A 22,022-nucleotide genomic window follows, 5' to 3' on the forward strand; every position below is an offset into this window, starting at 1 on the left:
CTGCTGGCGAGGGTCGTCAATTGATTCGAAATATTTAAATAGTTGAATATCAGGCATGGGGGCTCCTTAAAAAGGAGTATAAGATCATACTTTTAAGTCAAGGTAAAGTTCGTGATCTTGCCCTGTAATAGGAACAAATTAATTCTGCAATTAAAATTTATCTTCTATCGTAATCTGCCTTCTTTAAATTAGTTAACGTTGCAACTTTTTACTCAAGAATTTGTTATAATTACAATGTGTTCATTTCTCGCATTTTTTGCTAATTTAGTGTAAAAACGGTCATTACTAATTGTTTCTGCTATTAAGATAATACGGAGCCTAGGTGGCATTACCCAATAAAGTTAAAAAATTGCTCAGCGATGCTGAGCAATTAACCGATTACCGCGATTGTTCTACTTATTTTTATAAATGGTTACAAAACGAGTTTTCAAAACAGCCAGTCGGTAATTTGATTAATGCCCGGGCTGAGTTTATCGACCGCTTACTGATTAAACTGTTTCATGTTTATGATTTAGCCCATGAGCCAGATTTAGCCTTGATCGCCGTTGGCGGTTACGGCCGCGGTGAGCTGCACCCCTATTCAGATATCGATTTTTTACTGCTAGTTACTGAGCAACCTAGTGATGCAGTGTGTGAAAAAATCGGCCAATTTGTGACCATGCTATGGGATCTTAATTTAGAAATTGGCCACAGTGTGCGTACCATTGAGCAAGCGATTGAGCAAAAACGTGCCGACGTAACTTTTGCCACTAGCTTGCTTGAAAGTCGACTACTGTTCGGTAATCACATTGAATATGAAAAACTCAAAGAGCATATTCTTGATACGCCTGTATGGCACTCTGACGAATTCTTTTTAGCAAAAGTACATGAGCAACAACTGCGTCATAAAAAATGTCACGGTACAGCATACAACCTCGAACCAAATATCAAAGAAAATCCCGGTGGCCTGCGAGATCTGCAAACCATCATTTGGGTTGCTAAAAAACATTTTAGAGCCGAAACCTTACAAGAGCTTATTAGCCACGGCTATCTCACTCATGAAGAATACCAAGAGCTGTTGGAGTGTTTAGAAAATCTCTGGAATATCCGTTTTGCGCTGCATTTAGCGGCTGGACGCTCTGAGAACCGGTTGTTATTTGATCATCAACCACTGGCTGCTGATTTACTTGGCTTTGGTAGCGATGGTAAAGCCTCAGTTGAGCGGATGATGAAGCGATTATTTAGGATCATGAGCCGGGTCCGTGAGCTAAATCAAATGTTGTTATCATATTTTGAACAAAGCATTTTACCGGAAAGTAACGAACAAGCAGTGGTTGAACTCGATCGTAATTTCGAACGTGTTGGCCATCAAATTAGGGTAAAAAATCCGTCCGTGTTCTTTCGCCGTGATCAACTATTTGTATTGTTCGAACACATTGCCGATAACCCTGAAATTACCCATATTTACCCAAGTACTATCCGTACCATCCGCCAAGTGCGCCGTCGTCTGTTAGGAGATTTGCAAGATTATGCCGCCTGTCGTGAAGCCTTTTTACGGCTAATTAAACACCCTAACGGCATGGGCCGTGCATTTACTTTAATGCACAAGCACGGCATGCTTGCCGCTTATTTACCCCAGTGGCGAAACATTTTTGGACAGATGCAATTTGACTTATTTCACGCTTATACTGTGGATGAACATACTCATAAGTTGATCAATAACATTTATCAATATTTTGATAAAGCAAACGTCAGTGAGTTTCCTATTTGTTGTGAAATAGTCACCCGCATGGACAAGCCCGAGCTACTGTATTTAGCAGGCATCTTCCATGACATTGCCAAAGGCCGTGGCGGCGATCACTCAGAACTCGGTGCTGTTGATGCCATTGCTTTTGCCAAATTACATCGTTTTTCAACTTCCGATGGCAAATTGATTGCTTGGCTAGTTAGTAACCATTTACTTATGTCTGTAACTGCACAGCGCAAAGATATTAATGACCCAGATGTGATCAAAGACTTTGCTACTCGAGTTAAAACCGAACGACAACTTGATTACCTATACTGCTTAACCGTCGCAGATATTCGCGCCACTAACGACAACTTGTGGAATGATTGGAAAAACACCTTGTTGCGTGAGCTTTACCTGCATACTCAAAGGGCGTTACGGTTAGGCCTTGAAAATCCTATGGATCAGCGCGACCAAATTCGCGATAAAAAGCATCAAGCCAAACAACGGTTAATCAACAATGGCTATGATGAAAATCAGATTGATTTAATTTGGAGCCGTTTTAAAGCAAATTACTTTACGGCCTTTAGTGAACAACAACTATCATGGCACACCGAACATTTACTAAACTGCGTTGATTTAAGCCAACCCAGTGTTGCGGTATCAAATACAGCCATGCACGGCGGTACACAGATTTTTGTTTATAGCCCCTACTCCGGCGGTTTATTTGCCCGTTTAGTAAGTGTGATCGGCTCTAAAAAAGCGCAAATTCAACATGCTCAAGTGCTCACCACTCGCGACGGCTATGTGCTGTTTAGCTTTGTAGTACTTGAAGTCAGTGGCGACCCGATTGCCAGCGCTCAAGCGCAGTCAATCAAACGCGGCCTTGATCAAGCGCTTGCTGATCCGAAAAAGAAAATTCGCTTTAAAAAGAATCGCTCACAACGCTTTAAAGATTTTAATATTAAACCAAAAATTATCCTGCGCCCTCACCCGCGTAAAGACCGCAGCTTAATCGAAATTCAAGCGGTAGATATTCCTGGCTTATTAACCAAAATTGCCGAAGTGTTTCAAGCCCATTTATTACATATACACGCCGCGCGGATCACCACCGTAGGTGAACGTGCAGAAGATTTCTTCGTGGTATCGAATAACGAATACCAAGCTCTTACCGACGAAGAACAAGCAAAAATTCATCAAGCATTGCGTAAAAAACTCAACGCAGAAACCGAATAAGAGGATCTTATGTCAGATTTAAAAACCACCATTGAAAACGCCTGGGATAACCGTGATAGCATCAGCCCGAGCACAGTACCTAGTGATGTAAAACAAGCCATAATCGATGTACTTGAGCTACTTGATAGTGGTGCCGCACGCGTTGCTGAAAAAATCAGTGGTGAGTGGGTTGTCCATCAATGGCTAAAAAAAGCCGTGTTACTGTCGTTTCGTATTCGTGACAATCAACCAATGAACGACGGCGTAAACCAGTTTTATGACAAAGTACCACTTAAATTTAGCGACTATACACCGGAGCAATTTCAGCAAGGTGGCATGCGCGTTGTACCAAACGCTGTTGCCCGTAAAGGCAGCTTTGTCGGTAAAAATGTAGTATTGATGCCATCATATGTAAACATTGGTGCTTACGTTGATGATGGCACTATGGTTGATACATGGGCCACTGTAGGCTCGTGTGCACAAATTGGTAAGAACGTACACTTGTCAGGAGGTGTTGGCATAGGTGGCGTTTTAGAGCCATTACAAGCCAATCCTACTATCATTGAAGATAACTGTTTTATTGGTGCACGCTCTGAAATTGTAGAAGGCGTGATCGTTGAAGAAGGCGCTGTTATTTCAATGGGTGTTTACATCAGCCAAAGTACTCGCATTTACGACCGCGAAACTGGCGAGATCCACTACGGCCGCGTACCAGCAGGTGCTGTGGTTGTTCCAGGCGCACTGCCATCAAAAGACGGTACTCACAGCTTGTACGCTGCAATTATCGTGAAAAAAGTAGATCAGCAAACCCGCGAAAAAGTAGGGATTAATGCATTATTGAGATCGATAGACGAATAATAGAGAGCTGAAAAGTTCTAACCGATAAGCTGATTGACATTAACAATAAATAAATGAAAGCCCTAAATCTATATAGATCTAGGGCTTTTTCTATCTGTGTTATTTTCTCTTTTATGATAAATATCACCTTTAAATACAACATACTTGATAGCTAAGAAGTTATTCTGGTTTATTAGCTTTGATTTGTATGACTGCGGCAACTATAATTATCAATTACATCATTAAGTAATTGAGATCAAGTTGTTACGGCTTTTCGTTATATATTGGTTCCTGTTACTTGGTTTTCAGCAAGCTTTTGCTACTGAACTAAGCACTTTTGAAAATAAGTTAAACGAAGCTGAAGACTACCTTGTGGTCAACCCAGCGCAATCTATTATTATTCTTGAAAATCTTGACGATATCGATAAAGTTTTACCTGAGTTATTTATTCGTTGGCATCTTATTAACGCCCGAGCAGCCGTTCCGACCAGCCAATTTGACCGCCTTCATCAGTCTGTAGATGCGATATTTAGTCAGCAGCAAGCCCCTTATTTCAAAAAGAGAATAACGTCTATTATGAGTGCGTTAGGTATTTGGCTACGCTATGCAGAGTATTTAGACGATGCCCAACTAAGTTTTCAATGTGGTTATAAATACGCTGAAAATGATCGTCAACGCTTGACGCTTACCAACAGTATGGCACTGGTCGCTATGGCAAAATAACAATGACGAAGCGCGTAACCTATATGCCGAAAGCTATAATTTCACGGTGCGTTTAAACCTCCCTAACGTTGTCGCCATGATAGAAAGTAACTTGGGCTATTTGGCACTTGATGAGAATAAAATCCCAGAAGCTGAACATTATTTTCGTAGTGCCTTAAGCCGTTATCAAATTATTGACAAGCGAGCGGGACAAATTTCTGCAGGATTAAATCTGTTAATGGTATTTTTGATCCAAGATCAAACAATAAACTTTGAAAGATTATACGGACCCACATCCACTTTAACCCATGCCTTTCCCAATGAGGCTAAACAAGCTTTATTACTGTGGCTGGAAATGCGTTTTAAAAAACTTAAAGGAAATTATGTTAGCCGAAAGGACGTAGCACAATTGCAAATAGCTTACGAGCAATTAGAAAGCGATCAAATGAAAACCTTTGTACACCGTTACTTTGCTAAAAAGCTCGAAGTCCCTATCGTACCACCAAAGAAAATCCCCCCTAAAAAGTTTACTCGTTCTTGGTTTGAGTTAGTTAAAAAATGTCAGTGGTAATTGTTGGTGGCACTTTACAACATTTCCCTTTTTTCTTATTACCAACTGGGCGGATTTAATTCGCAGCGCTGGGGTTCACGCCTGAGCAATTTGGTTATAGTGAGATTTTTTTGGGACTTGGCTCACTGCTGGGGAGTTACCTTAACAACGGCTTGCTGGCGAAGCATGTGTCGCAGCATTTGCTGTTGCAAGCTGCCGCGACTTTACTCACGTTGGGTGCTGTCGGTGTTTACCTAATACAAGATTCGATTTGGTTTATCACACAGTGCATTAAGCACTATAGTCGTTGAACAAATCGATTGAATTTAGTGACGCGGCAACGAGCTGATCTTGGGATAGATGTTAAGTTCATTTTTAAACGATAGTCAGGTTATACCAATCGTGTAAAGTTACTGACCATTTATAACTACAGATAAATGCAGTGATAACAAGGCATAAATTTTGACATGCAGTTGTTCTACTTGAAAAAATTATAACGCAGTTAGCGCTTTATTTAGCTCGCTAGGGTGGTTAAATATTTAAGTCGATTGGTATTAAGTACTCTTTACCACTTCGCATAGTGGTCTTCGGTAAATCCCCATTCGCCGTTAAGTGTGATAACTTCGTCTGCAAGAGTTATTTCACCATAGTAACGGCCGAAGTGTTGAGTGAAGTTAGTCGCGATAATAATTAAGTTGGTTTTATCTTGGCGTTTACCTATTGGTTCGAAGTATAAATTGATGATACCGTCGTTTGAACGCAGCCGCCATTTACTCGTTGCTTTAGCATTACCATAGCGCTCAAATTGAAAATCGACCATATCAATTTTATAAAGCGTGCCATCGAGCCACAAGGCGTTTTCGGTAAAACCTGTTTCAATAACCCCCGCACTTAAATTTAAACCTAAGCGGCGGCCATCAGCTAATGTGCAGGCTAAACTCCCCCAGTTCCAAAAGGTTTCGCGACGCATGAAACCCGCGCTCCAATCAACACTTGCCAGTATTTTAAGCTCTTCAAATACATATTTGTTACCACGCCACTGAAGTGTTCCAGTACAGGGTAATGCGGCAGTTTTTTGGGTAAAATGAAAGCCTGTAAAACCGGCACGAACACACACCGCAAGCGGGTTATAATTTATCGATTCATCAATACAGGCACTAATTTTCAGCCCGGACTTTAAATTTACCTCTACCGAGCGTATTTGCGGCTTAGCGGTTGTATTAATAGTTACGCTGTTACGCCCTTTTCGAAAAGTCGCTTGCCCGGTGTTTGGTGTGCTATCAATACACGTATTTAAAGCCAGTAAGCTGATAAAACTGACTTCATCGAATTCTGTCGTTTGTGGGTCGTATACATATACAAAACAGTGACTCGCAATTTTTAAATCAACGATCGCTAAACCAATAATTAACTGCTCGCAACTCAAACTAATAAATTGAAATTGATTAAAGCTTAACTTTTTAAAAAGCGTACTTCTGGATTTACCCATAGTACTACGCAGGTCAAAATCCAAGTAATTGATGTCATCTACTCCATCTGGAAAAATACCAAAGTCGACTTGTCCATCTTGGTCGATCAACTCTTTTTTAGCCATATAAAAAGCTTCCTTTAGTATCTAAAATACAATCATTCGCTTATTAACCTCGTACAGTAAACCTACAAACGCAAATAATATAAATTTATCATGCTGATATTAAATTTAGCTCAGAGCAACTTAAAGCTTACCGTTTAAAACTTAACACATTACAGCCAAATCCACTGATATCTATTGGTTTAATTTGTTCGCCTTTACCACTGTGATCGTCATGCTTGATGATTAAGGTATTCGCTTTTTCACTAAATGTGAACGACCCTAACCAATCGAGGGTGGCTATCGGTGTTAAACTATAAAAGCCATTTTTATCAGTGCATTGATAAGAAAAATAATGCGTTGCTTTGCCAAACGCGCCAACATCCGAGGTATACACACTAATATTCCCCTGTTGCCGGTAGTCGTCGGCTTGAGTGCCAACCACTAGATACAATGCACTAATGATTGCTAGGACAATAAATTGGATCCCTGCCAATATAAAAAAGCTGATATCAAATAATTTAGCATACCAAACTCGGGGCTCATCATGATGGGGATGATCGTGGCTTGCTAACAAAAAGCCACCGATAGTCACCAATATTAATTTAATCGGCATCATATAAGCACTGAATAAATACATGCTTTTTGCATTATGCCATTGCAGCCCAAAAGCCGTTGGTATAAATAAACTATCTAGCAACGGCAATAATATCAGCAAGCACGCGATAATAAGTTTTTTATGTTTTAGCATTTATAAGTGATGGAAGTTGATGATAGGTTTGAGTGTACAAATAAAAACCGTTAATAAAAAGCCCGTTAAAGTAACTTAACGGGCTGATATTAATCTTCAATCTTCAAAAAATTAATCGTCTTCGATGTTATCCAAACCTTTGGTGCCGTCTTTAGCTTTTAGTTTATGGTGGATTGCTGATTTTATTAGCATGTAACCGCTGATCGGTGCGGTGATCAATAAGAAAATTGAGATCAATAATTCTTTGACACTAACGCCATCTTGCGTGTTGCTAAAAAATATCATCGCGGCGATTAGCATTCCAGCCATGCCAAGGGTTGTAGCTTTTGTAGGACCATGCAGACGCATAAAAAAGTCCGGCATTTTGATAAGGCCTATCGAGCCTATTAATATAAATGCACCACCGATTAATAATAATATAGAAACTATCCATTCACTGATCATGTTATTACCCTTTATTCGATGATGTCGCCACGTAACAAGTACTTACATACCGCTACTGTACTTACAAAGCCAAGCATCGCGATTAACAGTGCAGCTTCAAAATACAACCCTGTGCCCATACTCATACCGTATAAAATAATTAACGCTATGGTATTAATATACATAGTATCTAGCGCTAAAATGCGGTCAGGTACAGAAGGGCCTACCACCAAACGCCATAAGTTAAGCAGTAACGATAAACCAATCATTGCAAAAACAATTAAAAAGACCGTTTCTAACATTGAAATATCTCCTTAAGAGGTGCTTCGTAACGTTGTTTAATGGTGTCGATCAATGCTTGTTCGTCATCTAAATCTAATACATGAATAAGCAAATAACGCTGCGTTGGTTGCTCACCCTCAGCGAGAGATTCAGGTATCGGATATACCTCTGCACTTACGGTGCCCGGTGTGAGCGATACTGTGCTTGCCAAAATAGTTATAGGCATAGCATGACTGAGCTCTATTGGTACTTTTACAAACGCGGGACGCAGTTTTTTAACTGGCCCAAGAATAAGCAATGCGACTTGCATATTGGCGGTAATAATGTCGTACATCACGATGATTAACTGCTTTAGCGCTAAACCGGGCTTAATAATAAGCGGTTGTGGTTCGCGAAATGGAAAACTGACTAAAGGAATTAAAATAGCGAATATCACAGCCAACACTATATGACCTGCCGATACGCTGTTATTAAGTAGCAGCCATACGACAAACAATAATGCACTGCGAAAAGGTGTTGGTAACCAACGAAAACGTGATTCTAAACGCATTATAAGCCCCCTCCAAGTACCGTATTAATACCACCAGTAATATCATGCAATTGCGTAGCAGCAGCAATCATATATTCACTTACTGCGCCGCCAAAGATCACTAACAAAGGCGAACAAACTAATAAAGCAATTATTGCTGTGACCTGCAATGGATGTGCTTTTACTCCTTCAGTCGGTTCACTGTCTTGGTGTTTGCGTTCCCAAAACAAGGTAGTACCCGCTCGAGATAATGCGACCAATAATGCAAAGCTGGCAAGCAAGTAAACAGGCCAAAATAGCAATGCTTTTTCGCTATCTAAGGTGGTTTTTAAAATCCATATTTTACCCACAAACCCTGACAGTGGTGGCATGCCGACTACCGCTAAAGCAGCAATAATAAAGCACGTGCCTAATAAGTATGGTTGCGCTACGCCGCGTCCTGGCGCTAAACGATCCGCAACTTTACCACGCTGATGAGCAATCAGGTCGGCCACTAAAAATAAGGCCGCGCACACTAAGGTTGAATGCACTAAGTAATACAACAGCGCCGCTGTGGCATTAATGTTTTGTAATGCGACTAAGGCGACTAAAGTCCCCACCGATACAATCACTAAATTAGCAGTGAGCTTGCGTAAATCTTGCGCGGCAACAACACCAATGGAGCCAACTATAATAGTTGCAACGGCCAAGCCCCACAACCAAGGTTGTGCCATGTGTGCAAGTTGCCCTGCTTCATCACCAAAGATAACGGTATAGACACGCAGCATTGCGTATACACCCACTTTAGTCATAATTGCGAATAACGCTGCCACCACAGGCATTGCACTAGCGTAAGTATTGGGTAACCATAAGTGCAGTGGTAACAATGCGCCTTTTAGCGCAAAAACAACCAGCAGTAATAACCCACCAATTTTTGCAAGGTAGACGTCATCGCCCTGTAACTGCGACACTTTTTGTGCCATATCGGCAATATTCAAGGTGCCTAATACACCATATAAAATACCCAGTGCAATCAAAAAAACACTCGATCCAATCAGGTTTAAACTCACGTATTGAATGGCTGATCGCGTTTTGTGTTTATCACCGTCATGCATTAGTAATGAGTAGGAAGCAATTAACAGCACTTCAAAAAATACAAACAGGTTGAATAAATCCCCTGTTAAAAACGCACCGTTAACACCCAGTACCAAAAAGTGTACTAAAGGATGAAAAAAGCCCCCTTTTTCATCATCTCCCATACAGCTGTACACAGTAACAGCCAAACCTAGAAATGACGTTAGTAACACCAGTAGGACTGACACTAAATCAGCAACCAGCACGATCCCAAATGGGGCTTGCCAGCCGCCGATGGCATACACAATAATGCCTGACTCGAAAACTTGCCATAATAATAGCGCACTGACGAAAGTGTTTAATAATGCCATGACTACAGAGGCAACACGACGAATAGGAATACTTTTCCCAAAGGGAGGTAACAGTAAAATAATGCCGGCAAGCATAGGTAATAAAATTGGCCAAGAAGCTAGATGCTGGATCATTTGTGCTCCTTGTGTTCAATTTTACCTAAGTGACCATCTACATGATCATTGCCTAAATCAGCACGACCACGAATTGCCAAAATCACGACAAAGGCGGTCATTGCAAAACCAATTACAATAGCTGTCAGTACCAACGCTTGCGGCAGCGGATCGGCATAGTCAGTGCCAGTAACAAGCACGACGGCTTTATTAATCGTTAAGCGCCCCGCAGAGAATAAAAATAAGTTCACTGCGTATGACAGCATCGTTAATCCTAATACTACCGGAAAAGTCCGTGCTCTTAGGATCAAGTACACCCCACAAGTCACCAATACACCAACGCATGAAGCGTATAACAGTTCCATTAAATATTTACCTCTTTCTTAGGTGTATTTGCGGTTAACTTACCTAGGCTTGCGAGTATCATTAAGGTCGCGCCGACTACGGTCATGTAAACACCTAAATCAAATACGATGGCACTGGCCAGTTCTACTTTGCCGATAAATGGCACATCAAAATATTCAAACCAAGTGGTTAAAAACGGTCGTCCAAATGCCCAACTTCCTAGCCCTGTTAACATTGCAATGGCGATACCCGAGGCAATGATCTTTCGATAGTTCACATCAAAGCGCTCAGAGATCCAAATTGAACCATGAGCCATATACTGCAAAATAAAGGCAATTGCAGTGACTAACCCGGCAATAAAGCCCCCACCAGGTAAGTTATGACCGCGCAAAAAGATATACGCAGAGACTAATAACGCCAATGGCAATAAACTTTGTGAAATACTGGCTAATAACAGAGGATGACGTTCTCGCGCCCAAGGGCGACCTTCACTGTCACTGGCTGGCATAAACAATGGTAAATTAGTTAATACTTTATAAATACCTAATGCTGCAATCCCCAGTACCGTGATTTCCCCTAGGGTATCAAAGCCCCTGAAATCAACCAAAATAACGTTTACGACGTTGGTACCGCCTCCGCCAGTTTTTGCATTGGCGATAAAGAAATCTGAAATTGACTCAAGCGGACGCGTTAATAATGCATAGCAAATACTGGCAATAACCACCCCCACTGCTGAGGCAATCCCTAAATCACGTAAAATACGTAATGAACTCGACTCTTTAGGTGTGCGTTGCGGTAAGAAGAATAATGCCAGCATTAATAAAATGACTGTCACTACCTCTACGGTTAACTGTGTAAGCGCTAAATCGGGCGCTGAGAAGCGAGTAAATGCCACTGAAACCATTAACCCTACGATTGATATCATCAATAACGATACCATCCGTGAGCGATGCCAAATCACAGTGCTAATGGCACCGATGATCATTAAACCTGCACCAATGGCATTATGAAAATCGATCGGCGTACGTGGCGCAGTACCCGCCAAAGCGTTCATTTCAAACAATGGCCAACCAGCACACAACAATACGACCCCCAACATCACAACAATGTAACGTTGCAGAGAACCATTTTCGGTGCTGCTGATTTTTTCTTGACTCCACTTAATGATCGCATAGACAAACCGCTCAAAGGTTTTTTTAGCATTTAATGGAGGTAGTGATGCTTGAAACTTAAATAAGTGCTTACGCTGAATATATATAAATACACCGCCCACGACAGCCATCGCACTCATAAGCAATGGTAAATTAAAACCATGCCAAATTGACAGTTTAAACTGTGGTGTCGCTTCCCCAAGAACTGCTAGCGACGCCGCTGACAAAATACCATCAACCACAAAGTTTGGAAACATACCGACTAGTAAACACAACACAACGAGTATTTCGATTGGCACACGCATATAGCGAGGAGGCTCATGCGGTGTTTTTGGTAAATTGATTGGGTCGCCATTAAAGAATACATCGTGAATAAAGCGTGCCGAATATGCCACAGAAAAAGCAGCCGCTAGAGTTGCTAATACAGGAATAAGCCACGACATAGAACCTAGTATTTGTTGATGTAAGGTTTCTGCAAAAAACATTTCTTTTGACAAGAAACCATTTAATAGCGGCACCCCAGCCATTGCCGCTGCAGCAACCATTGCCAGTGTCGCTGTATAAGGCATAAATCGCCACATACCATTGAGCTTACGCATATCTCGCGTACCAGTTTCATGGTCAATAATACCGGTGGCCATAAATAATGATGCTTTAAACGTTGCATGGTTAATAATATGAAATATTGCCGCTACTGTGGCAAGTTCAGTATCTAACCCAAGTAATAAAGTGATCAAACCTAAATGGCTAATGGTTGAATACGCCAGCAGCCCTTTTAAATCATGCTTAAATAAAGCGATGTAGGCGCCGACCAATAACGTTGTCAAGCCGGTCATGGCAACCAAAATAAACCAGATATCTGTTCCAGCTAACGCTGGATAAAAACGTGCAAGCAGGAAGATACCGGCTTTTACCATAGTCGCTGAATGCAAATAGGCACTCACTGGCGTTGGGGCTGCCATTGCGTGCGGTAACCAAAAATGAAATGGGAATTGAGCTGATTTAGTAAATGCACCTAGCAATACCAACACTAATGCAACTTCGTATAAGTCATGTGACTGGATCAATGTTTTGCTAGCTAAAATAACGTCTAGATCATAGCTACCAACAATATCACCAAGCAGTAATAAGCCACCTAGTAGAGCTAATCCGCCTGCTCCAGTGACTGCTAATGCCATACGTGCCCCTTTACGGGCCTCTGATTTATGCCACCAAAAACTGATTAACAAAAATGAGCTAATACTGGTTAATTCCCAAAACAGCCATAGTTGAATCACGTTATTCGACATCACAATACCGAGCATTGCAGTCATAAACAGCATTAAGTAACAGTATAATTTTGGCATCGAGTCATTATTACTTAGGTAATAACGGGTATAAAAAATAACCAGCAACCCGATCCCTAAGATCATAAAGATAAACAATAAGCTTAAGCCATCTAGGCGAAAAGCAAGCTCCATACCCAGAGCTGGTATCCATTGAGTGGTAAAGCGAATTGTCTCACCCGCTAAAACCGCTGGCGTGTGATAAATCGCAATTGCTAAGGCGCATAAAGGCGCTAGCATAGTTAAGCTCGTAGATTGATTACGAGTCAATTTGCCGGTGCAGGAAGAAATAACACTGCCAATTAAGGATAACAGGGGTATCCAGAGCAAAGTCATAGAGAGAAACCTTTTGAAGTCATAAGAGTATCAATACACTGCTAGTTAGTTTTAGTTTAGTACTGGTCATTTCGGATGGTTTTAATTTTAGCTTCAATAAACGCTTTATAGGTATATAGTTATACTGATCAGCGACGATTTTGTCTATAGTAAGCCCTTCTACCTGCTGTTATTTTGTACTATTTTAGTGCTGACAGCATATTATTTACAACTTTATCCCTCAATATTTTTTTTTGTCATTTTGTTTATAAAGTTCATAGGTGCTTTAAATTGCTGAAAATAGTCGCTAAATCGTAGTGGTTGATAGCTCGGATCAGTAATTTGTTGCAACCATAATTGTTGATAATGCACTGACAAAGGGATTTGTTGATATTGCATTATTGACCAGTTATGACTTGGTTTATATGCTTTAATTGGTGTTTGACAGCTATCACTTAGCTGCCAGCCAGCCGGTGGTGTAAGATCATTGGCAATAAAAAGGTTCGGCGCCACCAAGCCTTTTTGATTACATAACCACGCCTGCTTCGCTGCGGGTAATGGATACTCATCTTCAAAGCCGTTAAAGTGCATCAGCTCATGTAAAAATAAACCGTAATAACTCGCCGAGTTTAAGTGCATTATGCCACCTTGCACATTGCCTGAGCCAGTTGCGGTCATCATCACTATAAAATCAAAGCCCGTTGGCCAAGCTTTATTGTGAGCTAAAGGCTGCCAATCACATTTAGCGGCATGTTGCGGCTGTTGTTGGCAGTTTATGGAGTCCCCTAAATAAATCGGCTTACTAAAACAAAAACTGCCTGAGCTCGGTTGGGGGTGTTGTTGATAACGAATTTTAAATGCATTAAGTTTTGCTAAACCTTGGCGATGATCTGTCATCATCAACACATTAAACTGACACTGCGGTTGCGCTTGCAGCTGTGAAAAGGATAATAAAAATCCCTCATGACTGGCAAAGCTTTGGTCAATACTCGCCGGTGTGGCGCCATGGTGTAATTTTAATTGTTCTGCCGCATGACTTGCAGGCAACAGGTGTTGCTCTGCCAGTGATGTTAAATCATCCCAACGTTCTGATTGCAGTAACAATGCACTGAGTCTGCGGCGCTTATCAACACTTTGCTGAGCCACGCTAACACGCCAAAAAGGTAAAGCCGATTGTGCTTGATCATTTGTTAGTAACCGCAGTGCCCAAGCAAATTGTGCATCTGTAACAGCATTTATAGCTAATAAGTATAAGGTAGCATCAGTCAATGAATTAAGCTGAGCATTAAAATCGTCAATAAAACGATAATAACTAATAAGAATAGAATCTGGGGTATGTTTTACATGCCAAAAGGCAATATCGCGATGCTGATTAACTGAGCTTGGTAAATATCCCAAACTCAGCATAACAACAACGCTAATAAATAATTTAACTGTCGTTTTCACCAGCCATTAACTCAAGCTCTAAACGCGCATATTTATATTCCACAAACTCATGCACATTGGTGGCAAGTGCTAAACGAAAGAAATCTGCGGCTTGATAATCAAGCCCTTTAGCTTGATATATTTTAGCTAAATAAAAGTAAGCTTCGCATAGCCGCTGCGCATATTCTTGTTCAGTTTTAACACCATCGGCAAGACTTGTTAAAAAGCTCTGCTCGCTCATATCGCCCAAATAAAGTGATATTAAACTATACGCCCATTGGCTATCATCCAGCCCTTGTGCATTGCTTTTTAAGTTTGCTAAAGCTTGCACAGGATCAGCGCTTGCTTGCGCTAGATAAAGCCATAACACCCGGTAAGGATCACTGGGTGAACGAGTTAAAAACTCTTTAAGATCAGCTGCTGCAAGATTTGCTCTATCGCCATAGTAAAGAGCAATACCACGATTTAAGTAGGCATATTCGTGTTGCTCATTGAGTTCTAACGCTGAATCAAAAAATTCATAGGCTTTTTCAAATTGTTGCATCAAGGTATGGTGAATACCTAAAAAGTTATACACTTCGGCTAAATCGGGCTTCAATTGCACAGCACGATTAAAATCAATCCGCGCCAAGGTAGACATACCTAAACTATCAAATAATACGCCACGGTCATAAAATAATTTTGCTTGTTGATCTGGCGCTAGATCAGCACGATTTAATAATTCAGAATAACGAGCTATCGCTATTTCACTACGAAAATCAGACGCTAAAGGCGCAGTGAAAGGCACATTCACAATCGCAGTCGGTTGTGCTTGCGAAGTAGATTGACAGGCGCTTAAAGACAGAATAGCAAACGATGCCAAGGCTATGTGTTTAAGTATCATTAAAATCCTTTATACCAAGATAAGTAGCAAACTGATAGGACAAGTGCTATCCAAAGAGGTTTCATTAAAGCATAAAAAAAGAGGCTATACAGCCCCTTTTTATATTATCCAGAGAATATCTGGATTAAATATCAACAATTAAGCGTCAGTTGGTGCATCAGCTGCGGCAGCTGCTGATTCCATTGCTTCTTTGATACTTAAACGTACACGACCTTGACGGTCTACTTCTAGTACTTTAACTTTAACTTCTTGACCTTCAGATAGGTGATCTGTCACGTTATTTACGCGCTCAGTACTGATCTGAGAGATATGCACTAGGCCATCTTTACCAGGAAGAATGTTTACAAACGCACCGAAATCAACGATACGTACAACTTTACCTTCGTAGATAGTACCTACTTCTAGTTCAGCTGTTAATTGCTCAATGCGGCTGATTGCATTTGCTGCGCTTTCACCGTCTGTTGCTGCAATTTTGATTGTACCGTCATCACCGATTTCAATCGTAGTACCTGTTTCTTCAGTAAGTTGACGAATAGTTGCGCCGCCTTTACCGATAACTTCTGCGATTTTCTTCTGTGGTATCTTCATAGTGTAGATACGTGGAGCAAACATTGAAAGCTCTTCAGATGGAGCAGAAATCGCTTCGTCCATCACACCTAAGATGTGTAAACGTGCAGCTTTTGCTTGTTTAAGCGCAATTTGCATGATTTCTTGAGTGATACCTTCAATCTTGATATCCATCTGTAGTGCAGTGATACCTGCAGCAGTACCAGCTACTTTAAAGTCCATGTCACCTAAGTGATCTTCATCACCTAAGATGTCAGAAAGAACTACGAATTTTTCGTCTTCTTTAACTAGACCCATCGCGATACCCGCAACAGACGCTTTAATTGGCACACCCGCATTCATAAGTGCAAGTGAAGTACCACATACTGATGCCATTGAAGATGAACCATTTGATTCAGTGATCTCAGATACAACACGGATTGAGTAAGGGAACTCAGTCAATGTAGGCATTACAGCTTGGATACCGCGCTTAGCTAGGTTACCGTGGCCGATTTCACGACGCTTAGGAGAACCTACAAAACCAGTTTCACCTACGCAGAACGGAGGGAAGTTATAGTTAAGCATAAAGTGGTTTTTGTGCGTGCCAGTTAAATCATCGATTAACTGGGAATCACGTTCTGTACCAAGTGTAGCTGTTACAAGTGCTTGTGTTTCACCACGCGTAAAGATTGCAGAACCGTGAGTACGTGGCAATACGCCAGTCATTACGTCAAGTGCACGGATCATATCTGGTTCACGACCATCGATACGTTTTTCGCCAGCAGTGATGCGCCCACGTACGATTTTCTTCTCAAGAGAACCAAATACTTTGCCAACTTCTTGCTTGTCTAGTGACTCGCCTTCAGCAAGCTCAGCTGTTAATACAGCAACAACTTCGTCTTTAGCTACGCCAAGTGCTTCTTTACGAGCCACTTTATCAGTGATGCGGTAAGCTTCGCCTACTTTATCAGCTGCGATTGCTGCTACTTTATCTTCTAAAGCAACGTTCTTTTCAGGTGCTGCCCAATCCCATGTAGGTTTGCCAGCTTCTGCTTTGAATTCGTTGATTGCGTTGATGATAGCTTGAGATTGCTCATGACCATATACAACCGCACCTAGCATAACGTCTTCTGCAAGTACGTCAGCTTCTGATTCAACCATAAGTACTGCGTTATCAGTACCAGCAACAACTAAATCAAGTTGGCTTTCTTCAAGCTCTTTTAACGTTGGGTTAAGTACGTATTCGCCGTTGATGTAACCAACGCGCGCTGCACCAATTGGACCACTGAATGGGATACCAGAGATAGCAAGTGCTGCTGAAGTACCGATCATCGCAACCATATCAGGTTGAATTTCAGGGTTAACAGAAACAACAGTAGCAATAACTTGTACTTCGTTTACAAAACCATTTGGGAAAAGTGGACGAATTGGACGGTCAATAAGACGTGCAATAAGTGTTTCACCGTCGTTAGGACGACCTTCACGCTTTAAGAAACCACCAGGGATACGACCTGCAGCGTACATACGCTCTTGGTAGTTAACTGTTAGTGGGAAAAAATCTTGGCCCGGTTGTGCTTCACGCTTACCAACAACAGTAACTAATACTGATGTGTCGCCAATACTTGCTAGTACTGCGCCGTCTGCTTGACGAGCGATTGCACCGGTTTCTAGGGTAACTGTATGTTGACCTAGTTGAAATTCTTTAATAATTGCTTGCACTTAAAATGTTCCTTAAATGTGTTCTAATAAGTTGCCATCAAAGTACCAATTACAGTACATAATTGTATTCAGTTGGAAATCAATTAAGTACTACAATTGGCAATGATGTGAATAAGCGTAGATAAACCTTTTTATCTACGCGCATAGTATATAACAAAGTAATGCAAAATTGCGAGCTTAGTCCCTAGATAAAAGTGGTGATAATAGGCGCGCTAAAAAGTGCGCTTTGCTGTCACTAACTATGTGGCTTTTATTTGATATTTCAAGAGAATTAATTGTTGTGGACAGAGAGAGTGAGAAATTTCAGGCACAAAAAAAGGAGCTATAAAGCTCCTTTCTATGTAATCTAGTTCTTAGCGACGTAGGCCAAGTTCTTGGATTAACGCAGTATAACGTGCAATGTCTTTACCTTTAAGGTAATCAAGCAGTTTACGGCGAGTGCTTACTTTACGAAGCAGACCACGACGTGAGTGGAAGTCATGCTTGTGATCAGCAAAGTGACCTTGAAGCTTGTTGATATCAAAAGTAAGAAGTGCAACTTGTACTTCAGGTGAACCAGTGTCGCCTTCTGCACGTGCGAATTTTGCGATGATATCGATCTTTTCTTGATTGCTTAGTGACATAGTAACTCCAAAAATAAAATTTAAAAGGTGTCTTAGCCGATCACTAATTCAGCCAAAACGATTAGCGGGCGTATTCTACCAGCTACGGCAATAACTACAAGCTAAACTTTACGCTGTTGTTTCTTGCTGATTTGATAAGCCACGTTTTGACTTTAAATGGCCATCAGGATTACGTTCACCAGTGCCAATAAACACACCATCAGCGAGCACTTTAATTGCCCCTTCTGGCAGTTCAATATCAAGTACAACCGCCTGTCCATGGCTAAAAGAACTACCTTGCTCTTTACTGAGCTCAACCACAGGTAGACCAACTAATGCGGTGTCCATTGGCAGTAATAGTTCATCAAGATAAGTAGAAGGCGTAAGCTCTTCTTGTTTCGCTTTTACTAATAACGCTTCTAACTGCTCAAGTGACACCATTTTGTCAGCAGGGTAATGCCCTACCGCACTGCGATGCAACATGATCACATGCGCGCCACAACCCAGGTTTTCGCCTAAGTCATCGACGATAGTACGAATATAAGTACCTTTTGAAACATGGGCGGTCATTTGCACTTCGTTATTAGCTTCATCGAACTCATCTAGTGTTAAACTAAATACGTTGATTTTTCTGCACTTGCGAGGTACTTCAATGCCTTCACGCGCATATTTATATAAAGGTCGGCCTTCATATTTTAACGCTGAATACATTGACGGGTATTGATCTGACTCACCTAAAAACTTAGCAATTTCTTCGCTAAGTTGCTCAGCCGTCACATTGACATCTTTAGTACTGACAATTTCACCATCAGAATCTGATGTTGTCGTACGTTCACCTAATTTAGCGCGAACTACATAGGTTTTGTCAGTATCGAGTAAAAACTGAGTAAATTTAGTCGCTTCACCAAAACAGATAGGCAGCATACCCGTTGCAAGCGGATCAAGGGCACCGGTGTGCCCCGCTTTTTGTGCAAAATACACACTTTTAGCTTGCTGTAGCGCTTTATTTGATGAAATGCCTATTGGTTTGTTTAACAACAAAATACCGTCAACTGGACGGCCTTTACTGCGCTTTGCCATCTGTATTAGTGCCTTTTTCGCTGTCTGTTTCGTCGATATGCTCTGCATCATCTACGCTATCAACTTCGTCATCTACATGCTTTGCTTTATCTTCACGAATAATAGAATCAACAAGGTTTGAAATACGCATGCCTTCCATCAGTGAATTATCAACCACAAACTTAAGCTCTGGCATAATACGGGCACGAATGCGTTTGCCAAGTAGTGAGCGAATATAACCGGTCGCTTCATTTAATACTTTAGCACTTTGCTTTGCAGCATCTTCATCTTGGGTGTTAAACACAGTAATAAAGATTTTTGCATAAGATAAATCACGTGATACTTCTACAGCAGATACTGTAACCATACCTAAACGTGGATCTTTAATTTCACGTTGCAAAATAACAGCAATTTCTTTTTGAATTTGCTGAGCAACACGATCAGTACGAGAAAACTCTCTCATTAGACTCTACTCTAAAAATTATAACTCATTGAGAAATATAAATAAGTTATTTAAATAATGGATACACAAATGGGGGCTGAGCCCCCATTTATTATCTTAGCTTACGAACAATTAAAGTGTACGTTGTACTTCAACTGTTTCGAATACTTCGATTTGGTCACCAACGCGAACGTCGTTATAGTTCTTAACGCCGATACCACATTCCATGCCGTTACGAACATCAGCAACATCGTCTTTAAAGCGACGAAGTGACTCAAGCTCACCCTCGTAGATAACCACGTTATCACGAAGTACACGAATTGGTGCGCTACGTTTAATAACACCTTCAGTAACCATACAACCAGCGATAGCGCCAATTTTAGGTGACTTGAACACGTCACGAACTTCAGCTAGACCAATGATCTCTTGCTTGAACTCTGGTGCTAACATACCAGACATAGCTTGCTTCACTTCGTCAATCAAGCTATAGATAACGCTGTAGTAACGTAAGTCTAAGTTCTCAGACTCAATTACTTTACGTGCCGATGCATCAGCACGAACGTTAAAGCCAACCACGATTGCATTAGATGCTGCAGCAAGGGTTGCGTCAGTTTCAGTGATACCACCTACGCCTGAGCCTACAATCTTCACTTTAACTTCATCTGTTGACAGTTTAGTCAATGAATCAGAGATTGCTTCGATTGAACCTTGAACGTCTGCTTTAAGTACCACATTAACTTCAGACACATTGCCTTCAGTCATGTTAGTAAACATGTTTTCAAGCTTCGCTTTTTGCTGACGTGCTAGTTTAACATCACGGAATTTACCTTGACGGTAAAGTGCAACTTCACGGGCTTTACGCTCGTCTTTAACTACAGTTGCTTCGTCGCCCGCAGCTGGAATACCAGATAGACCTAAAATCTCAACTGGGATTGAAGGACCTGCAGACTTGATGTCTTTACCGTTTTCATCGCGCATTGCACGAACACGACCATACTCAAGACCACATAATACAATGTCACCTTGGTTAAGCGTACCAGATTGTACAAGGATAGAAGCAACTGGACCACGGCCTTTATCAAGACGAGATTCAATAACAACACCAGCAGCCATACCCACAGTTGGAGCAGTAAGTTCTAACAACTCAGATTGGTTTAATACCGCTTCAAGAAGGTCATCAATACCTAAACCAGTTTTAGCAGAAATATGCACATACTGTGTATCACCGCCCCACTCTTCAGGAATAACGTCTAGTTGAGCAAGCTCATTCTTAACGCGATCTGGGTCTACGCCTTCTTTATCCATTTTGTTAACAGCGATAATTAAAGGAACGCCAGCTGCACGCGCATGCTGAACCGCTTCTTTAGTTTGTGGCATTACACCATCATCTGCTGCAACCACTAGGATTACGATATCTGTTGCTTTAGCACCACGAGCACGCATTGACGTAAACGCCGCGTGACCTGGAGTATCCAAGAAAGTGATCATGTTACCATTTACGTCAACATGATAAGCACCGATATGCTGTGTGATACCACCGGCTTCGCCAGAGGCCACTTTTGCTGAACGAATATAATCAAGCGTTGACGTTTTACCGTGGTCAACGTGACCCATTACAGTTACTACTGGTGCACGTGGCTCAGATTTACCATCTTCATGACGGTCATTTAGTACTGTTTGCTCTAATTCGTTTTCTTTAACAATGATAACTTTGTGGCCCATTTCTTCTGCAACTAACTGTGCAGCTTCTTGGTCGATCACTTGGTTAATGGTAACCATGTCACCCATTTTCATCATTGTTTTTACAACTTCAGCGCCCTTAACGGCCATGCGTGATGCAAGCTCAGCAACTGTAATTGTTTCGCTAATACGCACTTCGTTTTTCACGTCAACCGTTGGCTTTTGGAAGCCATGTTGTAATGAAGCTGGTGCTTTTAGCTTGCTTTTCTTGCCTCTCGAAGGAACAAATTTCTCCTTCGCTGGGGCTTTTTTCTTTTTCTTAGCACGGCGTGTGCCTTGCTCATCACGCGCATCAGCAACATCTTCTGCTTCACGTGCGTAAGTAGAAGTCGTAAGGTGGTGATCAGCGGTTTCTTCGCGCTTCTTACGTTCTTCTTCTTCTTTCTTCC

Annotated in this window: 19 protein-coding genes; 4 read left to right on the top strand and 15 right to left on the bottom strand. The window is 41.4% G+C overall.

The genetic code is table 11. The annotated features are described in order from the left end of the window. The first annotated feature begins 322 nt into the window (after nt 1–322). The 4 genes from glnD (at nt 323) to H5187_RS24710 (ending at nt 5,030) form a co-directional block, all read left to right on the top strand. On the top strand, nt 323–2,941 hold the full coding sequence (gene glnD, locus H5187_RS19880) for a [protein-PII] uridylyltransferase (protein WP_182740722.1): 2,619 nt from the start codon (nt 323–325) through the stop codon (nt 2,939–2,941). A gap of 9 nt (nt 2,942–2,950) precedes the next feature. Next, nucleotides 2,951–3,778 carry a 2,3,4,5-tetrahydropyridine-2,6-dicarboxylate N-succinyltransferase gene (dapD, locus tag H5187_RS19885; RefSeq protein ID WP_145240464.1) on the top strand — a complete coding sequence of 276 codons (828 nt, stop codon included), beginning with the start codon at nt 2,951–2,953 and terminating at the stop codon, nt 3,776–3,778. Nucleotides 3,779–4,018: 240 nt separating this feature from the next. Further along, on the top strand, nt 4,019–4,480 hold the full coding sequence (locus tag H5187_RS24705; protein WP_259398513.1) for a hypothetical protein: 462 nt from the start codon (nt 4,019–4,021) through the stop codon (nt 4,478–4,480). A gap of 76 nt (nt 4,481–4,556) precedes the next feature. Then, nucleotides 4,557–5,030, top strand: a complete 474-nt coding sequence (locus tag H5187_RS24710) for a hypothetical protein (RefSeq protein WP_259398514.1) — start codon at nt 4,557–4,559, stop codon at nt 5,028–5,030. A gap of 544 nt (nt 5,031–5,574) precedes the next feature. On the opposite strand, the gene H5187_RS19895 is transcribed toward H5187_RS24710, so the two are convergent. The 15 genes from H5187_RS19895 to infB form a co-directional block, all read right to left on the bottom strand. Then, complete coding sequence (locus tag H5187_RS19895; RefSeq protein ID WP_182718690.1) at nt 5,575–6,603, bottom strand: DUF2804 domain-containing protein; 1,029 nt, start codon at nt 6,601–6,603, stop codon at nt 5,575–5,577. Between the two features lie 127 nt (nt 6,604–6,730). Beyond that, a complete protein-coding gene (locus H5187_RS19900; RefSeq protein ID WP_182798204.1) occupies nt 6,731–7,330 on the bottom strand; it encodes a hypothetical protein in 600 nt (199 codons plus the stop codon). A gap of 111 nt (nt 7,331–7,441) precedes the next feature. Beyond that, nucleotides 7,442–7,774, bottom strand: a complete 333-nt coding sequence (locus tag H5187_RS19905; RefSeq protein WP_182718692.1) for a Na+/H+ antiporter subunit G — start codon at nt 7,772–7,774, stop codon at nt 7,442–7,444. 11 nt (nt 7,775–7,785) lie between these two features. Continuing rightward, nucleotides 7,786–8,055 (bottom strand): K+/H+ antiporter subunit F, encoded by a 270-nt coding sequence (locus tag H5187_RS19910; RefSeq protein ID WP_016707651.1) that lies wholly within the window; start codon nt 8,053–8,055, stop codon nt 7,786–7,788. Next, nucleotides 8,049–8,585 (bottom strand): Na+/H+ antiporter subunit E, encoded by a 537-nt coding sequence (locus tag H5187_RS19915; RefSeq protein WP_145240454.1) that lies wholly within the window; start codon nt 8,583–8,585, stop codon nt 8,049–8,051. Before H5187_RS19915 ends, H5187_RS19910 begins: the two co-directional genes overlap by 7 nt. After that, on the bottom strand, nt 8,585–10,102 hold the full coding sequence (locus H5187_RS19920; RefSeq protein ID WP_182798205.1) for a monovalent cation/H+ antiporter subunit D: 1,518 nt from the start codon (nt 10,100–10,102) through the stop codon (nt 8,585–8,587). Before H5187_RS19920 ends, H5187_RS19915 begins: the two co-directional genes overlap by 1 nt. Next, nucleotides 10,099–10,446 (bottom strand): Na+/H+ antiporter subunit C, encoded by a 348-nt coding sequence (locus H5187_RS19925; RefSeq protein WP_182798206.1) that lies wholly within the window; start codon nt 10,444–10,446, stop codon nt 10,099–10,101. Before H5187_RS19925 ends, H5187_RS19920 begins: the two co-directional genes overlap by 4 nt. Further along, the gene (locus H5187_RS19930; protein WP_182798207.1) at nt 10,446–13,238 is read right to left on the bottom strand and encodes a monovalent cation/H+ antiporter subunit A; all 2,793 of its coding nucleotides are present in this window, start codon (nt 13,236–13,238) and stop codon (nt 10,446–10,448) included. The genes H5187_RS19925 and H5187_RS19930 overlap by 1 nt, the downstream gene beginning before the upstream one ends. 213 nt (nt 13,239–13,451) lie before the next feature. Further along, nucleotides 13,452–14,663 (bottom strand): hypothetical protein, encoded by a 1,212-nt coding sequence (locus H5187_RS19935; protein WP_182718694.1) that lies wholly within the window; start codon nt 14,661–14,663, stop codon nt 13,452–13,454. Next, on the bottom strand, nt 14,647–15,525 hold the full coding sequence (gene nlpI / locus H5187_RS19940) for a lipoprotein NlpI (protein WP_182798208.1): 879 nt from the start codon (nt 15,523–15,525) through the stop codon (nt 14,647–14,649). Before nlpI ends, H5187_RS19935 begins: the two co-directional genes overlap by 17 nt. Before the next feature lie 138 nt (nt 15,526–15,663). Next, nucleotides 15,664–17,790 (bottom strand): polyribonucleotide nucleotidyltransferase, encoded by a 2,127-nt coding sequence (gene pnp / locus H5187_RS19945; RefSeq protein WP_145240442.1) that lies wholly within the window; start codon nt 17,788–17,790, stop codon nt 15,664–15,666. 353 nt (nt 17,791–18,143) lie between these two features. Next, nucleotides 18,144–18,413: a 30S ribosomal protein S15 gene (rpsO, locus tag H5187_RS19950; protein WP_016707659.1), complete on the bottom strand. Its 270-nt coding sequence runs from the start codon at nt 18,411–18,413 to the stop codon at nt 18,144–18,146. A gap of 108 nt (nt 18,414–18,521) precedes the next feature. After that, complete coding sequence (gene truB / locus H5187_RS19955; protein ID WP_145240440.1) at nt 18,522–19,472, bottom strand: tRNA pseudouridine(55) synthase TruB; 951 nt, start codon at nt 19,470–19,472, stop codon at nt 18,522–18,524. Continuing rightward, on the bottom strand, nt 19,456–19,914 hold the full coding sequence (gene rbfA, locus H5187_RS19960; RefSeq protein WP_182740728.1) for a 30S ribosome-binding factor RbfA: 459 nt from the start codon (nt 19,912–19,914) through the stop codon (nt 19,456–19,458). Before rbfA ends, truB begins: the two co-directional genes overlap by 17 nt. Nucleotides 19,915–20,025: 111 nt before the next feature. Continuing rightward, on the bottom strand, nt 20,026–22,022 hold a 1,997-nt coding region (gene infB / locus H5187_RS19965; RefSeq protein ID WP_182718696.1), incomplete at its 5' end, for a translation initiation factor IF-2.

Source organism: Pseudoalteromonas sp. SG44-1, from assembly GCF_014164315.1.
In the GTDB taxonomy this organism is placed as follows: Bacteria; Pseudomonadota; Gammaproteobacteria; order Enterobacterales; family Alteromonadaceae; genus Pseudoalteromonas; species Pseudoalteromonas rhizosphaerae.

Bases quoted from the DNA above. Each gene is read 5' to 3' on its own strand.
- dapD (WP_145240464.1), top strand. From the start codon at position 2,951: ATGTCAGATTTAAAAACCACCATTGAAAACGCCTGGGATAACCGTGAT.
- H5187_RS19915 (WP_145240454.1), bottom strand. From the start codon at position 8,585: ATGCGTTTAGAATCACGTTTTCGTTGGTTACCAACACCTTTTCGCAGT.
- H5187_RS19905 (WP_182718692.1), bottom strand. From the start codon at position 7,774: ATGATCAGTGAATGGATAGTTTCTATATTATTATTAATCGGTGGTGCA.
- H5187_RS19910 (WP_016707651.1), bottom strand. From the start codon at position 8,055: ATGTTAGAAACGGTCTTTTTAATTGTTTTTGCAATGATTGGTTTATCG.
- H5187_RS24710 (WP_259398514.1), top strand. From the start codon at position 4,557: ATGATAGAAAGTAACTTGGGCTATTTGGCACTTGATGAGAATAAAATC.
- nlpI (WP_182798208.1), bottom strand. From the start codon at position 15,525: ATGATACTTAAACACATAGCCTTGGCATCGTTTGCTATTCTGTCTTTA.
- rpsO (WP_016707659.1), bottom strand. From the start codon at position 18,413: ATGTCACTAAGCAATCAAGAAAAGATCGATATCATCGCAAAATTCGCA.
- rbfA (WP_182740728.1), bottom strand. From the start codon at position 19,914: ATGAGAGAGTTTTCTCGTACTGATCGTGTTGCTCAGCAAATTCAAAAA.
- H5187_RS19920 (WP_182798205.1), bottom strand. From the start codon at position 10,102: ATGATCCAGCATCTAGCTTCTTGGCCAATTTTATTACCTATGCTTGCC.
- H5187_RS19895 (WP_182718690.1), bottom strand. From the start codon at position 6,603: ATGGCTAAAAAAGAGTTGATCGACCAAGATGGACAAGTCGACTTTGGT.
- truB (WP_145240440.1), bottom strand. From the start codon at position 19,472: ATGGCAAAGCGCAGTAAAGGCCGTCCAGTTGACGGTATTTTGTTGTTA.
- H5187_RS19925 (WP_182798206.1), bottom strand. From the start codon at position 10,446: ATGGAACTGTTATACGCTTCATGCGTTGGTGTATTGGTGACTTGTGGG.
- H5187_RS19930 (WP_182798207.1), bottom strand. From the start codon at position 13,238: ATGACTTTGCTCTGGATACCCCTGTTATCCTTAATTGGCAGTGTTATT.
- H5187_RS19900 (WP_182798204.1), bottom strand. From the start codon at position 7,330: ATGCTAAAACATAAAAAACTTATTATCGCGTGCTTGCTGATATTATTG.